General features: G+C 63.5%; 15 protein-coding genes. 9 read left to right on the top strand and 6 right to left on the bottom strand.

Annotation, left to right across the window (positions count from 1 at the left end; genetic code table 11):
* Window positions 1-2: 2 nt before the first annotated feature.
* Together NKI22_RS17665 and NKI22_RS17660 are read right to left on the bottom strand one after the other, a co-directional pair.
* On the bottom strand, window positions 3-425 hold the full coding sequence (locus NKI22_RS17665; protein WP_023717320.1) for a VOC family protein: 423 nt from the start codon (window positions 423-425) through the stop codon (window positions 3-5).
* Window positions 426-434: 9 nt separating this feature from the next.
* The gene (locus tag NKI22_RS17660; RefSeq protein WP_023717319.1) at window positions 435-1256 is read right to left on the bottom strand and encodes an enoyl-CoA hydratase; all 822 of its coding nucleotides are present in this window, start codon (window positions 1254-1256) and stop codon (window positions 435-437) included.
* A 149-nt stretch (window positions 1257-1405) separates the two neighbouring features.
* Here NKI22_RS17660 and NKI22_RS17655 point away from each other — a divergent pair, with 149 nt between their 5' ends.
* The 3 genes from NKI22_RS17655 (at window position 1406) to rpsI (ending at window position 3033) form a co-directional block, all read left to right on the top strand.
* The gene (locus tag NKI22_RS17655; protein ID WP_352640071.1) at window positions 1406-1870 is read left to right on the top strand and encodes a PaaI family thioesterase; all 465 of its coding nucleotides are present in this window, start codon (window positions 1406-1408) and stop codon (window positions 1868-1870) included.
* Between the two features lie 214 nt (window positions 1871-2084).
* Window positions 2085-2549 carry a 50S ribosomal protein L13 gene (gene rplM, locus NKI22_RS17650; protein WP_023717317.1) on the top strand — a complete coding sequence of 155 codons (465 nt, stop codon included), beginning with the start codon at window positions 2085-2087 and terminating at the stop codon, window positions 2547-2549.
* A 1-nt stretch (window position 2550) separates the two neighbouring features.
* The gene (rpsI, locus tag NKI22_RS17645; RefSeq protein WP_023717316.1) at window positions 2551-3033 is read left to right on the top strand and encodes a 30S ribosomal protein S9; all 483 of its coding nucleotides are present in this window, start codon (window positions 2551-2553) and stop codon (window positions 3031-3033) included.
* A 111-nt stretch (window positions 3034-3144) separates the two neighbouring features.
* On the opposite strand, the gene NKI22_RS17640 is transcribed toward rpsI, so the two are convergent.
* A complete protein-coding gene (locus tag NKI22_RS17640; RefSeq protein WP_352640070.1) occupies window positions 3145-4047 on the bottom strand; it encodes a LysR family transcriptional regulator in 903 nt (300 codons plus the stop codon).
* 95 nt (window positions 4048-4142) lie between these two features.
* On the opposite strand from NKI22_RS17640, the gene NKI22_RS17635 reads away from it, so the two are divergent.
* Window positions 4143-5015, top strand: a complete 873-nt coding sequence (locus tag NKI22_RS17635) for an aldo/keto reductase family oxidoreductase (protein WP_352958630.1) — start codon at window positions 4143-4145, stop codon at window positions 5013-5015.
* A gap of 263 nt (window positions 5016-5278) precedes the next feature.
* Here NKI22_RS17635 and NKI22_RS17630 read toward each other — a convergent pair whose 3' ends face one another.
* Window positions 5279-6328 carry a glycerophosphodiester phosphodiesterase family protein gene (locus tag NKI22_RS17630; protein ID WP_352815962.1) on the bottom strand — a complete coding sequence of 350 codons (1050 nt, stop codon included), beginning with the start codon at window positions 6326-6328 and terminating at the stop codon, window positions 5279-5281.
* 303 nt (window positions 6329-6631) lie between these two features.
* Between NKI22_RS17630 and speB the strand changes: the two genes are divergently transcribed.
* The 3 genes from speB to NKI22_RS17615 are packed head-to-tail and all read left to right on the top strand — an operon-like array spanning window position 6632 to window position 9428.
* A complete protein-coding gene (gene speB / locus NKI22_RS17625) occupies window positions 6632-7639 on the top strand; it encodes an agmatinase (protein WP_352640069.1) in 1008 nt (335 codons plus the stop codon).
* Window positions 7640-7661: 22 nt separating this feature from the next.
* The gene (gene argC / locus NKI22_RS17620) at window positions 7662-8588 is read left to right on the top strand and encodes an N-acetyl-gamma-glutamyl-phosphate reductase (RefSeq protein WP_352815964.1); all 927 of its coding nucleotides are present in this window, start codon (window positions 7662-7664) and stop codon (window positions 8586-8588) included.
* On the top strand, window positions 8589-9428 hold the full coding sequence (locus NKI22_RS17615) for an aminoglycoside phosphotransferase family protein (protein ID WP_352640068.1): 840 nt from the start codon (window positions 8589-8591) through the stop codon (window positions 9426-9428).
* On the opposite strand, the gene NKI22_RS17610 is transcribed toward NKI22_RS17615, so the two are convergent.
* Window positions 9418-10512: a COX15/CtaA family protein gene (locus NKI22_RS17610; protein WP_352495317.1), complete on the bottom strand. Its 1095-nt coding sequence runs from the start codon at window positions 10510-10512 to the stop codon at window positions 9418-9420. The genes NKI22_RS17615 and NKI22_RS17610 overlap by 11 nt on opposite strands.
* Before the next feature lie 151 nt (window positions 10513-10663).
* On the opposite strand from NKI22_RS17610, the gene NKI22_RS17605 reads away from it, so the two are divergent.
* Window positions 10664-10891, top strand: coding sequence for a DUF2842 domain-containing protein (locus NKI22_RS17605; protein WP_023717309.1), 228 nt, complete (start codon window positions 10664-10666; stop codon window positions 10889-10891).
* On the opposite strand, the gene NKI22_RS17600 is transcribed toward NKI22_RS17605, so the two are convergent.
* Entirely contained in the window at window positions 10888-11946 is a 1059-nt protein-coding gene (locus tag NKI22_RS17600) for a polysaccharide deacetylase family protein (protein WP_023717308.1), read from the bottom strand. The genes NKI22_RS17605 and NKI22_RS17600 overlap by 4 nt on opposite strands.
* Before the next feature lie 89 nt (window positions 11947-12035).
* On the opposite strand from NKI22_RS17600, the gene NKI22_RS17595 reads away from it, so the two are divergent.
* A complete protein-coding gene (locus tag NKI22_RS17595; protein WP_352481216.1) occupies window positions 12036-13265 on the top strand; it encodes a GNAT family N-acetyltransferase in 1230 nt (409 codons plus the stop codon).
* Window positions 13266-13269: the final 4 nt, after the last annotated feature.

The following is a 13269-nucleotide window of genomic DNA, read 5'->3' as shown; positions in this document are numbered from 1 at the left end:
CGTCAGGCCGGCAGCGAAATCGATCCGTCTTCCGCGATCGGAAAAGCCGGATTGTGCGCCACTTCCCAGACATGCCCGTCCGCATCGGCGAAATAGCCGTACCAGCCACCCCAGAAGGCCCGTTGCGCCGGCTTGACGATACGGCCGCCGGCCTTCTTGGCCAGCGCCAACACTGCATCGACCTCGGCGTCGGAGCGGGTGTTGTAGGCGAGGTAGACGGCCGACGGCGCGTTGCCGAAGGTCACGCCTGAATCCTCCTCGGCGCTTGGGCGCGGAAACAGGGCAAGGATGGCGCCACCCATCTGGAAGAAAGCAACGCCCTCGGTGATCCCGGCATGGCGGGTCAGGCCCATCGCCTCATAAAAGCGCGTGGCGCGGTCGAGATCGTCGGTGGCGATGGTGATGATGGAGATGCGCGGTTCCATATCCGCCTCCTATTCCTCCGGCCATTCCGGCTTGCGTTTGCCAATGAAGGCGCCAATGCCCTCTTCCGCATCGCGCGCCAGCATGTTCTCGACCATGACGCGCCCGGTGTAATCATAGGCCTCGGCCAGCCCCATTTCCGCTTGCTCATAAAAGGCTTCCTTGCCGATCTTGACGACCAAGGACGATTTGGACGCAATGGTTTGCGCGTATTTGGTGACAATCTGATTCAGATATTCGCGCGGCACGACGCGGTTGACCAAGCCGAATTCCTTAGCGGTTGCCGCTTCGATCGTTTCGCCGGTCAAAAGCATCTCCATGGCGTGCTTGCGCGAGACATTGCGCGACAGCGCCACCATCGGCGTCGAGCAGAACAGTCCAATATTGACGCCCGGCGTGCAGAAGGTCGCCTCGTGCGAAGCGATGGCGAGATCGCAGCTGGCGACCAGTTGCAATCCGGCCGCCGTCGCCAGGCCGTCGACTTCGGCGATCACCGGCTTGGGATGGCGAACGATCGCCTGCATGAGTGAAGCGCAGGCGGAAAACGTCTTTTCGAAGAAGGCCCTGCCGTGATCGGCATCGGCGCGGTGCGTGCTTAACTCCTTGAGGTCGTGCCCGGCGCAGAACACTTTGCCGGCCGCCCCAAGGACGATGACGCGGACGGACTTGTCGGCCTTGGCGCGGTCGAGTTCCGCCATCAGCGCCGCCATCACTGAAAGCGAAAGAGCATTGGCCGGCGGATTGGCGAGCGTCAGGCGCAACACGCCCTTATCCAGCCGGGCGGCGACCGGCCCTTCAGCAACGGCAGGCTTGATGGCGACGATTTCGGCCATGGGTCATTCCTCCGCGATTCCGGATCGGTGATGGACTAATCTAGTATGCGGGTCTCGCTTCGTCCAACACCCCGCCTCTGCCATAATGAATGGCTGTTGCCAGAAACGGCACGCTGCGCTCAAACAGGCAGGCACAACGAGAGACCGCCATGCCTGCTCAAAGCAATCTCAAGCCGGTGCTGACGGCTGCTGGCGTCAACGCGCTTGTGGCGACTGTTTTCCCGCAGCTCAACGACCAGTTCACCTTCTACGAGGCGTTGGAGGTGTTTCCAGGCGGCTGTGTTGTGCGGCTCAATGCTGACGAGCGCCATTTGCGTCCCGGCGGCACCGTATCGGGTTCGGCGCTGTTCACGCTGGCCGACATAGGCGGTTATGTCTGCGTGCTCTCGCATGCCGGACCGGATGCACTTTCGGTCACCACCAGTCTCAACATCAATTTTGTCCGCAAGGCCGAGGCCGGGCCGATCGACGGCCATTGCCGCATCCTCAAGCTCGGCAAGAGCCTGATGGTGTTCGATATCGACATCGTCGCCGGCCCGGAGGGACACACGGTAGCGCACGCAACGGGCACCTATTCGATCCCGCCAAAGCGGATTGGAGATGTGGTAAAATAATACCTTGTGCTCAAATCATTGTTTTTGCTTGATTTTACCCCAGAGATGGCTTTTCACGCGCCTTGACGTAGTCGCCGCTCTCTCCTATAAGCCCTCACGGAACAGCGGCCCGCAAAGGCCGCCGTTTTGTTATTGGCGGCGGGCAAGTGCCTTTCGCCAATCCAAGCAACAAGAAACGCCTTCTTTTGAAGGTCCGAACCGAAAGCAACAATCCATGACAACCTTTTCGCAGAAGCCTGCGGATGTGGTGAAGAAGTGGGTGCTGATCGACGCCGAGGGTCTCGTCGTCGGCCGTCTCGCCACTGTCATCGCCAATCATCTTCGCGGCAAGCACAAGCCCACTTTCACCCCGCATGTCGACGACGGCGACAACGTCATCGTCATCAATGCCGACAAGGTGGTGTTCACCGGCAAGAAGTTCACCGACAAGGTCTATTACTGGCACACCGGTCACCCCGGTGGCGTCAAGGAACGCACCGCGCGCCAGCTGCTCGAGGGCCGCTTTCCCGAGCGTGTCGTTGAGAAGGCCGTCGAACGCATGATCCCGCGCGGCCCGCTCGGCCGTCGCCAGATGAAGAATCTCCGCGTCTATGCAGGCACGGAACATCCGCATGTCGCCCAGCAGCCCGTCGTCCTCGACGTGGCCAAGCTGAACGCCAAGAACAAGAAGGTTTCGTAAGATGGCTGAGCTTTCCTCGCTCGCAGAACTCGGAACTGCCACCGGCAACACCAACACCCAGCCGGCTGCACCCGTCCATGTCCAGAAGCTCGACAAATCGGGCCGCGCCTATGCCACCGGCAAGCGCAAGAACGCCATCGCCCGTGTCTGGGTGAAGCCCGGCTCCGGCAAGATCGTCGTCAACGACAAGGTGTTCGCCGAATATTTCGCGCGCCCGGTCCTGCAGATGATCCTCAACCAGCCGATCATCGCTGCCAACCGCGCCGGCCAGTACGACATCGTTGCCACCGTCATCGGCGGCGGCCTTTCCGGCCAGGCCGGTGCGGTGCGCCACGGCATCTCCAAGGCGCTGACCTATTACGAGCCGGCGCTGCGCGCCGTGCTCAAGAAGGGCGGCTTCCTGACCCGTGACAGCCGCGTGGTCGAGCGCAAGAAGTACGGCAAGGCGAAGGCCCGCCGGAGCTTCCAGTTCTCCAAGCGCTAAGCGCTGCGCAATTGCACGCTATCGAAAGGCCGCCTCCGGGCGGCCTTTTCTTTTCGTGCAGAGCCATCTCCTCACCAGCGCCTGCGGCAGGGTTCAGGCCTGGCGCAGACCTCAGGTCCGGCTGTCCCTGATGAAGTCGACGAACGCCCGCAGCGGCGCCGGTACGAGGCGCCGGCCGGGATAGTAGAGGAACGGCCCGGAGAAGCTCTGCCACCAGGGTTCGAGGACGGGTTCGAGTGCACCGCTCTCGAAATGCGGGCGAAGCCAGTCCTCGAACAGCTTCACGATTCCGGTGCCGGCGATCGCTGCATCAACGGCTAAATCGGCTGCTCCGCCGATCCCCACAATCAGTGGCCCCGTCGGATCGACCCGCACCACCTCGTCGTCGCGCTCGAACTCCCATGGCGTTATCGCACCGCTGGGAAAGCGGCCGCGCAGGCAGGCGTGGCCGAGCAGGTCGCGCGGGTGTTGCGGCCGGCCATGACGATCCAGGTAGGCCGGGCTGGCGGCGGTGGCGAAGCGCTGCACGCGCGGCCCGATCGGCACGGCGATCATGTCCTGTTCCAGCCGCTCGTCGTAACGGATGCCGGCATCGCAGCCGGCCGCCAGCACGTCGACAAAGCTCTCCTCGGCGATCACCTCCAGCCGGATACCGGGATAGGCGGCAAGGAACCGCGGCACGATGCTGGGCAGGACCAGTCGCGCCGCGCTGACCGGCACATTGAGGCGCAGCGAGCCGGCCGGCCTGTCGCGAAAGCCGTTCACCACGTCCAGCGCCGACTCCACCTCGGTCAAGGCTGGACCGAGCCGCGCCAGCAAGCCTTGGCCGGCCTCCGTCAGGACGACGCTGCGCGTCGTCCGGTTGAGCAGCCTGACACCGAGCTGCGTCTCCAGGCGGCGCACCGCCTCGCTCAAGCCGGACGCACTGCCGCCGCTGGCGCGTGCCGCATCCCGAAAACCTTTGGCGCGCGCTACGGCCACGAAGGCGTTCAGATCCCCGAGATCAATCTGCATTGTTCGTCATTCCGCACAGCCCGTGCGAATTGTACCCAATTATCGCGAGATCGGACACCGTCTATCTGTGCACCATTCCCTGAAGGAGAAAGACTATGTCCAGCGTCGACCAGTCCGGCACATTCACCCTCGGCGACCGCAAAGTCAGACGGCTCGGCTACGGCGCCATGCAGCTCGCAGGGTCCGGCGTCTTCGGCCCACCAAAGGACCACGATGCGGCATTGGCCGTGCTGCGCGAAGCCGTTGCGCAGGGCGTCAATCACATCGACACCAGCGACTTCTATGGCCCACACGTCACCAATTTGTTGATCCGCGAAGCGCTCGCACCCTATCGCGACGACCTCGTTATCGTCACCAAGATCGGCGCCCGGCGCGGCCGGGACGGAGCATGGCTGCCGGCCTTCTCGGCCGACGAGCTGACCAAGGCGGTGCACGACAATCTGCGCAATCTCGGGCTCGACGTGCTGGAGGTGGTCAACCTTCGAGTCATGTTCGAAGCGCATGGCCCCGCCGAAGGGTCGATCGAGGCCCCGCTTGCAACGCTTACCGAGCTTCAGCGACAGGGCCTTGTGCGTCACATCGGGCTGAGCAACGTCACCGCTGCACAAATCGCCGAAGGCCGCAGGATTTGCAAGATCGTCTGCGTGCAGAACCAGTACAATCTGGCGCATCGGGGCGACGATGCGTTGATCGACGATCTGGCCCACGGCGGCATCGCCTATGTGCCGTTCTTCCCGCTTGGCGGCTTCAACCCGCTGCAGTCGTCGACCTTGTCCAAGGTCACCGCACGCCTCGGCGCCACGCGCATGCAGGTCGCGCTCGCTTGGCTGCTTCGCCGCGCGCCCAACATTCTTCTGATCCCCGGCACGTCTTCAGTTGCGCATCTCAGGGAGAACCTCGCCGCAGGCGATCTCGCGCTGCCGGAGGATGCGCTCGAGGCGCTAGAGGGCGTGGCGATGGCCGCTTGACCTGCGCACGAGGCGCGAGGTGCCGCCAGCCGGTGTTGGAGACTAGCGAAGGCGGTGATGAGCCAATCTCCCCCCTCGTGGGGGAGATGTCCGGCAGGACAGAGGGGGGCGCGAAGGATCGCCTGCCTCTTGTTGAACCCTGCGTGACAATTGACGCCAATTGCAATCTCAATCGACCCGATAGGCTGGAGGGACAGCGCCCCCCTCTGCCCTGCCGGGCATCTCCCCCACAAGGGGGGAGATTGGCAGCGCGACCGCCGCTCCTAGTTAATGCTGGCCGTATTCGCCGGCTCGGCCGGGCCGGCATAGGGCACGCGAAAACCGTTCGCCGCCAGCCAATCGATGGCGGCCTTCGGTTCGTCGGTCTGGATGATGGTGGCGCCGCGCTCGACCCAGAAGCCATAAGTCTCGCGCGGCAGGCTGGCCGCGACCGCCAGCTCGTCGCCGCGGCCACCGGCGAGGAAGCCACCCGGCTTGTTGACGATGGCATAGGTGTCGGCCCAGATGTGCCAGTCACCCCTCACCGCCAGCGCGCGCATGCGCGGGCTGAACAGCGGGCCGTCGGTCTCGGTCAGTGTCTCGGCGCCAGCCCGCCAATTGATCAGTTCGATCGCCCGCACCGGGAACGCCCGGCTGACTTTTTCGGCAAACATGGCGTCGTGAACCGCATCGTCGGCAATGATCGGCATGAACTGGAAGCCGCCGTCGATCGCGTCCATGGCGGCCGCAACCGTGGCGATCCTCTCCGCATCCCACAGGTTCTCCTTGACGATCACCTGTTCGGCCATGCCGAGGTCGCGCGCGACCGCGACCATGCCGGCGAGGCTTTCGGTATCGAGCTTATTGTCGAGATTGATGAGGATCCTGTCCCTGGTCGCCATCAACATTTCGCGCAACGTCGAGACTGTCTCGCCCGTAAAGGCGCCGGTGCCTTCGATCACCAACCGGCACGTCTTGAGTTCGGCCAGCGTGCGCTTGACCACCTCGCCCTTGCAGTTCGTGGTGCGGTCGAGCCAGCTGTCATGCATGACGACGAACTGTCCGTCCTTCGAGCGCCTGATATCGACCTCGACGATTTCGGCGCCCATTGCAATCGACGCCTCGACGGCGGCGATCGAATTTTCGGGATAGAGCGTCTTGCCGGCCTGCATGCCGCCGGCGCGGTGCGCGGCCACCATCACATGGTCGCGCCATTGGTTGGCGTGCTCGAACCGGTCGAGAATCTGCCTGGCGCGCGTTTCGCCTGCCGATGCATGGCCAAGGGAGGCCGCCAGCGCCGCGGAAAGCAGAAGGCTCAGCCAAGTCGTTCGCATGAGACAGGTCGTTCGCATGAGAATCGCTCCGTACCGGATCGACACCCGGTTAAGCGACGCTCGTGACAGCCTAGTGAACGAAGCCGGCTTCGCAAACGCTGGAAAATCAGGTTAATGCCGGCCGAAACGGCCGTAGCGGCTACTTTCGGTTGCTAACTAGGCAATCTCCGGGCCAGCCATGCGGGGCTCTCCTGGCAAGCAAGGATTTGTGACCGGGCCGAATAGCCATGTTCTTCCGAAGGGGTCGCAATTCTGAGAATTATGGCCAATAAGGTTGCGCGTCGACGCACAGGAGATCGCTTCATGCCGCCAAGGACCATCGATCACGCCTTCACCACCCGCTCCAGGACGGGCGCGTCGTTCGAGCCGACCTATGCCGGCGCGCTGTCGTTCATGCGGCGCAAATATTCGAAGGATGTGAAGGGCGCCGATGCGGTGGTGTGGGGCATTCCCTTCGACGCGGCGGTCACCAATCGGCCGGGCGCGCGTTTCGGACCGCAGGCGATTCGCCGCGCGTCGGCCATCCTCGACAACGATCCGCAATATCCGTTTTCGCGCGACCTGTTCGAACAGCTTGCCGTGGTCGATTTTGGCGATTGCCTGCTCGACAGCGGCAATCACCAGAAGACCCCTGCCACGATCGAACGCGAAGCGGCGAGGATCCTGAAATCCGGCGCCTTTCTGCTATCGCTCGGCGGTGACCATTTCGTCACCTGGCCGCTGCTCAAGGCGCATGCCGCCATCTACGGCCCGCTGGCCCTGGTGCAGTTCGACGCTCATCAGGACACCTGGCCCGACGACGGCAAGCGCATCGATCACGGCTCCTTCATCGGCCGTGCGGTCAAGGAGGGCATCATCGACCCCGACCGGTCGATCCAGATCGGCATCCGCACCCACGCGCCCGATACGTTCGGCATCAAGATCCTGTATGGCCATGAAGTGGAGGAAATGCGGGCGTCCGACATCGCCTATGCCATCGTCGACCGTACGGGCGGCAAGAGGACCTACGTCACTTTCGACATCGATTGCCTGGATCCGGCTTTTGCGCCCGGCACCGGAACGCCGGTAGCGGGAGGCCCGTCTTCGGCAAAGATCCTGTCGGTGCTGCGCCAGATCAACCAGGTCGATATCGTCGGCGCCGACGTCGTCGAGGTTGCGCCAGCCTATGATCACGCCGATATAACGGCAATTGCCGGCTCGATGGTGGCCATGCACTATCTCGGGCTGCTGGCGGAACGAAAGGCCCGGCTCGAGGAAATGAACCAGGGCAATCACAGCGTTGCCGGATTGAATCAGGCAAGCGGCATATAGCTAACAGGAATTTTGGCAGGCAATGAAACCGAAAATCTTCATCGACGGCGAGCACGGCACCACCGGTCTGCAGATCAGGGCGCTGCTTGCCGAGCGCGGCGACCTGGAAATCATCTCCATCCCGACTGAGCGCCGCAAGGAAACGGCAGCGCGCGCCGAGTTCCTCAATGCCGCCGATGTCGCGATCCTCTGCCTACCGGACGCGGCAGCCAAGGAAAGCGTTTCGCTGATCGCCAATGACACCACCAAGGTGATCGACGCCTCGACGGCACATCGCGTCGCCGAGGGCTGGGAATATGGTTTCGCCGAAATGGACAAGGACCAGGCGAAGAAGATCGCTTCGGCGAAGCGCGTCGCCAATCCGGGCTGCTGGCCGCAAGGACCGATCGCGACGCTGCGGCCGCTGGTTGCGGCGGGGCTGTTGCCAGCCGATTTTCCGGTCACCGTCAACGGCATTTCTGGCTATTCCGGCGGCGGCCGGCCAATGATCGAGGATTATGTCGCCAAGGGCGAGGATGCGTCGGAATTCCTGCCCTACGGGCTGACGCTGCAGCACAAGCACGTGCCGGAGCTCAGGACCTATGCCAGGCTTTCGCAGGATCCGATCATGCAGCCGGCAGTCGGCAATTTCGCGCAAGGCATGATCACGGTAGTGCCGCTGCAACTCGGCGGTCTCGACCGTGTACCGACCGGCGCTGAGCTTCACGCGGCGATCGCCGACCATTTTGCTTCCATTGATCGTGGCGTGGTCGAGGTGGCGCCGTATCTGCATCAGGAACGCATGCCTGACATCGATCCGGAGATCTACAACGGCACCAACCGGATGAAGCTCTATGTCTTTGCCAATGACGACAGGGCGCAGGCGCTGCTGCTTGCCGTCTACGACAATCTCGGCAAGGGTGCCTCGGGTGCAGCCGTGCAGAACATGGATCTGATGCTCGGCCTCTGAATGGATGCGCCGGCATTTCCGAAGCGCTGGAAGGTCGGCGCGCCCGAACTCATCGCCGAAACCTTCAGCAGCCGCCTCTGGAAGGTTGCTCGCGAGGACGACTCACCGGCAATCGTCAAGGATCTAAAGCCTTTCGACGATGTCGAGGACGAGTTGCGTGGCGAGCATTTCCTCGCCTGGCGACGCGGCGAAGGCGCGGTGCGGCTGCTCGGCCGCGACGGCCACCGCATGCTGCTCGAATACGCCGGCGACAGGATGCTGTCACACCATCTTGCCGAACAAGGCGACAATGCCGCCACCGCGATCGCGGCCGAGGTAATGGCAAGACTGGTCTCGCCGTCGAAGCACCCTGCCCCGCCGGATCTCCAGCCGTTGCGGACCCGGTTCTCCAGCCTGTTCAAAAAGGCCAAGGCCGATCGCGCCGCCGGCGAAAAGAGCCTGTATGTCGAAGCAGCCGAAATCGCGGAACGGCTGCTGTCCAATCCGCATGACGTGCGGCCGCTGCATGGCGACCTGCACCACGACAACGTCATGCACGGTCCGCGCGGCTGGCTGGCGATCGACCCGAAGGGCGTTCTCGGCGACCCCGGCTTCGACGCGGCCAACATGTTCTACAACCCACTCGACCGAGACGATCTTTGCCTCGATACGCGGCGGATCGGCCATATGGCGCAAGTCTTTGCCGCAACGCTCGGCCAGTCGCCGCCCGCGATACTGGACCACGCCATCGCCTATGGCTGCCTGTCGGCTGCATGGCATCATGAAGATCGCAATGCGGTCGACGAGGACCGCGAGCTGGCGATCGCCATGGCGATCCGGACGGTGCGGCTCAGCCTCTGAGAGCAATCTCGTGGGGCAGCGGATAAGCGCCCTTGGTGCCGCGCCAGTGCGCGGCGGCAAAACCCAGCAGGAACAGCGCGAATGCCTGATGCGTCAGGGCCATGTGCAGCGGCACATGCATCAATAGGGTGCCGATGCCGATCGACGCCTGCACCACGACAATCAGGAACAGCAGCGTCGCGCGTCGGGCATGCGTCGTGCCCGGCAGACGCCGGCGTGTCGCAATCATGTGCCAGAGCGCGACCGCGAAGATCGTGTAGGCGCCGACCCGGTGGATGAACTGCACCGTCTTCGGGTTTTCGAAGAAATTGCGCCATGCCGGCTCGAGCAGCAGCAGGTCGCCGGGGACCAGTTTGCCGTCCATCAGCGGCCAGGTGTTGTAGCTCAAGCCGGCATCGAGCCCTGCGACCAGCCCGCCGAGATAGATCTGGACCAGCGCCAGCAGCACCAGAAAGCCGGCCAGACGTTGCGTCGATCGGTCGGCGGCCGGTTCGGAGTGTGGGGCCAGTCCGCGCGCGACCACCATGGTCGCCGTGAAGATCAGCGCCGCCAGCGTCAGATGCGTCGCCAGCCGGTATTGGCTGACCGAAACCCGGTCGGCCAACCCGGACGCCACCATCCACCAGCCTATCGCGCCCTGCAGGGCGCCGAGAAGGAGGATGCCCGACAATTTCGTGCCGAGGCCGCGCTCGATGCGGCGCGTCGCCCAGAAGAACAGCAACGGCAGGGCGAAGACCACGCCGACACTACGCGCCAGGATGCGGTGCACCCACTCCCACCAGAAGATCGACTTGAACGCCTCGATGCTCATGCCCTTGTTGAGTTCGGCATATTGCGGGATCTGCTGGTAGCGCAGGAACTCCTCCTGCCACTCGGCATCATTGAGTGGCGGGATGACGCCGTGAATCGGCTGCCATTCGGTGATCGACAGGCCCGAATCGGTGAGCCTCGTAGCGCCGCCGACCACCACCAGCGCAAACAGCACGAGGAGCACGACATAGAGCCAACCACGTACCAGCGCGCGGTTGCGAAGGTCGCGATCGCGGGCTGCGAAAGGCACAGCATCGGATATGGCAGCAGCCATGGCTTTGTCCCGGCAGTTGAAGTCGCGGATTGGTGAACCATCGCAACCCGGCTTGCAAGACCGGACAGCGCGGCACGCCGTCGCGCCGTTTCTGGCGGGTTGCGCGTATTGGCTGTTCGGCTTAAGCGATAGCGATCAACGAGATCGCGTTATGCCCATTCGCCTGAAAAAGCTGATCGGAAGCTTCCTGCTGGTACTGCTGGTCGTCGTCTATGCGATGGTCGCCTCGATCGTGGCAGTCGCCCAATTGTCACAGTCCGGGCCGCTGGCGCACTTCATCTTCTTCCTGCTGAGCGGGCTTTTGTGGGTGCTGCCGGCGATGGGCATCATCAAATGGCTGATCCTGGAGCCGCGGCCGAAGGGCCGAGGCAACAGTTAGATCGTCACCACCGTCTTGCCGGCATTGGCCAGCGGCGTCGTCACGCCCGACAACATTGTTCGGATGTGGGCGACGCTCTGATAGCGGCCATTGACCGAAATGCGCGGCAGGGCATGCAGGAACCCGGCATGCTCGGCGCGGAGTATGCCGTGGCGGGTCGTCACGGCCGAGGCATAGCCGGCATCGCGGACAAGGCCCACTTCGCGACGGCCGACGGCGCTGGCATAACCGTAGGGATAGGCGAAATGGCGCGGCTCCTCGCCGAGTTCGGCCTGCAATATGCGCTTGACGTCGCCGATCTCATGCCGCGCGTCGCTCTCGGAAAGCCGCTTCAGATTGCAATGATTGACGCTATGCGCTCCGATCGTCACCAGCGGGTGCGCGGCCATGGTGCGGAGCTCGTCCCAGTTCATCAGCGTGTTCGGGCGCGAACCGCCCAACTCGATGCCGTTCGAACGCGCCAGATCGCGCAATACCGCACGCTGGTCCTGCTCGCGCACCTTCAGCGTCAGATGAGCGTGCAGGCGCGCATTGGCCTGGACCTTTTTTCCTGGGTTCGAGCAATCGATCGTCACCGGGCCGTCCGGCGTCGTCAGCGTCAGGCGATCGCGCGCATTGACGATGTCCTCGACCACGTCCCACCACAAATCGGCAGCGCCATCAATCAGTCCCGGCGCGACGTAGATGGTGATCGGCGCGCCGTGCTTCTCCAGCACGGGCAGCGCCTCGGTCATGTTGTCTCGATAGGCGTCGTCGGCGGTGATCGTCGCGAACTGGCCGTCCTTGTCGCCAGCCTTGATGCGCTCGATTGCCTCGTCCAGAGTAACGAACGTGTAGCCGTTCGCCTTCATGTCGGCGATCACGATGTCGAGGAACCCAGGCGCGATGTTCAAGTGGCGGTTGACGCCGTTCGGCTTTTCCGGCGTCGCGGTGACCCGATGCAGCATCAGGATGGCGCCAAGGCCGCCGATGAACGGCTTGGCCAGCGGCGCAAGACCGGAATAGCGGGCGAGATTGAGCGCCAGTTTGCGGATTGCCTCGCCCCCGTCGATCATTCATTCACCTTTTGCGCCTAAGCTCATCAAGCATGGAATGCGCCTGCGCGGACCCCCAATCGCGACGAATACGCCCTAAGGATTGAGGTATGGTTGACGCCACCGCGTCATTTGACGGCAATCGGCTGGCAAGCAGCGAGGCGTCGCCGTGTGCCTTGCCGGCCGGCAAAGCCGGCCTGTCGACCTCGGTTGCCGATAGTGCGGCGCTGGCGGCGTACGCCGAATTCTGCCGTTCGGCGCTTTTTGCCCCGGCGCAGAGCGCAGGCTGGATCCTGAACTGGGCCGCACATACCGGCGCCGACGTTGTCGTTGCGACGCTGCGCGCCGACGACAGGCCGGTTTTCTCGCTGGCGCTGGAGGTCACCCGCAGCGGAGCATTCCGCGTTGCGCGCTTCATGGGCGGGCGCCATGCCAACGGCAATTTTGCCGCTGCCGACCTGCAATGGCTGGCGAATGCCGATATCGCGGCGATCCGTTCGATGCTGGCCGCGATTGCCAAGGCGCGGCGCGACATCGATCTTGTCGCGCTAGAGCGGCTGCTGCCTGATCTCGACGGCGTTGCCAACCCGCTCTCCGCCTTGCCGCATTTTTCGAGCCCCAATCTGTCGCTGGCCGCCGGTCTTGTCGGAGGGTTTGATGCACTGCTCACCCGCGTGAGCGGCAAGCGCAGGCGCAAGAAGCATCGCTCGCAGGCGCGCAAGTTCGAGGCCGTCGGCAGCTATCGTCGCATCGAGGCGAGGACTGCGGACGAGGTGAACAGGCTGCTCGACGCCTTTTTCGAGATGAAGGAATTCCGCTTCCGCAAGATGGGCATCGTCAATGTTTTCGGTGAAGCGGAGGTGCGCGCTTTTTTCCGCTCGCTGTTTGCCGAAGCGCTTCAAGAGGAAAACCCGTGCTTCGTGCTGCATGGGCTGGAAGTCGCCGGCAAGCTTCGTGCGGTCACCGGGTCGAGCCGCTCGGGCAAGCGGCTGATCTGCGAATTCGGGGCGATCGCCGAGGACGACCTCGCACACACCAGCCCCGGCGACTTCCTGTTCTTCGAGAACATCCAGGAAGCCTGCGAGACGGGTTTTGAAATCTATGATTTCTCAGTCGGCGACGAACCCTATAAGCGATTGTGGTGCGATGTCGAAACGCAGCATTTCGAGGTGCTGGTTCCGCTGACGCTGAAGGGCCGCGCGCTGGCGCTTGCGCTCAGGCACGGCGCAAGCCTGAAAGCATTCATCAAGCACAGCCCAATGGTCTGGAAGCTGACCAAGCTGCTGCGCCGCAAGGCTGTGGGACAGACAGCACCGGCCGCAGGCGAAGACGACAGCTGATTTC

Source organism: Mesorhizobium sp. M0778 (genome assembly GCF_040320105.1).
Classification (GTDB): domain Bacteria; phylum Pseudomonadota; class Alphaproteobacteria; order Rhizobiales; family Rhizobiaceae; genus Mesorhizobium.
This window is presented reverse-complemented; position numbering and strand designations above follow the sequence as displayed.

Excerpts from the sequence above, each read along its gene's own strand:
- NKI22_RS17665 (WP_023717320.1), bottom strand. The coding sequence starts at position 425 with ATGGAACCGCGCATCTCCATCATCACCATCGCCACCGACGATCTCGAC.
- NKI22_RS17660 (WP_023717319.1), bottom strand. The coding sequence starts at position 1,256 with ATGGCCGAAATCGTCGCCATCAAGCCTGCCGTTGCTGAAGGGCCGGTC.
- NKI22_RS17655 (WP_352640071.1), top strand. The coding sequence starts at position 1,406 with ATGCCTGCTCAAAGCAATCTCAAGCCGGTGCTGACGGCTGCTGGCGTC.
- rplM (WP_023717317.1), top strand. The coding sequence starts at position 2,085 with ATGACAACCTTTTCGCAGAAGCCTGCGGATGTGGTGAAGAAGTGGGTG.
- rpsI (WP_023717316.1), top strand. The coding sequence starts at position 2,551 with ATGGCTGAGCTTTCCTCGCTCGCAGAACTCGGAACTGCCACCGGCAAC.
- NKI22_RS17640 (WP_352640070.1), bottom strand. The coding sequence starts at position 4,047 with ATGCAGATTGATCTCGGGGATCTGAACGCCTTCGTGGCCGTAGCGCGC.
- NKI22_RS17635 (WP_352958630.1), top strand. The coding sequence starts at position 4,143 with ATGTCCAGCGTCGACCAGTCCGGCACATTCACCCTCGGCGACCGCAAA.
- NKI22_RS17630 (WP_352815962.1), bottom strand. The coding sequence starts at position 6,328 with ATGCGAACGACTTGGCTGAGCCTTCTGCTTTCCGCGGCGCTGGCGGCC.
- speB (WP_352640069.1), top strand. The coding sequence starts at position 6,632 with ATGCCGCCAAGGACCATCGATCACGCCTTCACCACCCGCTCCAGGACG.
- argC (WP_352815964.1), top strand. The coding sequence starts at position 7,662 with ATGAAACCGAAAATCTTCATCGACGGCGAGCACGGCACCACCGGTCTG.
- NKI22_RS17615 (WP_352640068.1), top strand. The coding sequence starts at position 8,589 with ATGGATGCGCCGGCATTTCCGAAGCGCTGGAAGGTCGGCGCGCCCGAA.
- NKI22_RS17610 (WP_352495317.1), bottom strand. The coding sequence starts at position 10,512 with ATGGCTGCTGCCATATCCGATGCTGTGCCTTTCGCAGCCCGCGATCGC.
- NKI22_RS17605 (WP_023717309.1), top strand. The coding sequence starts at position 10,664 with ATGCCCATTCGCCTGAAAAAGCTGATCGGAAGCTTCCTGCTGGTACTG.
- NKI22_RS17600 (WP_023717308.1), bottom strand. The coding sequence starts at position 11,946 with ATGATCGACGGGGGCGAGGCAATCCGCAAACTGGCGCTCAATCTCGCC.
- NKI22_RS17595 (WP_352481216.1), top strand. The coding sequence starts at position 12,036 with ATGGTTGACGCCACCGCGTCATTTGACGGCAATCGGCTGGCAAGCAGC.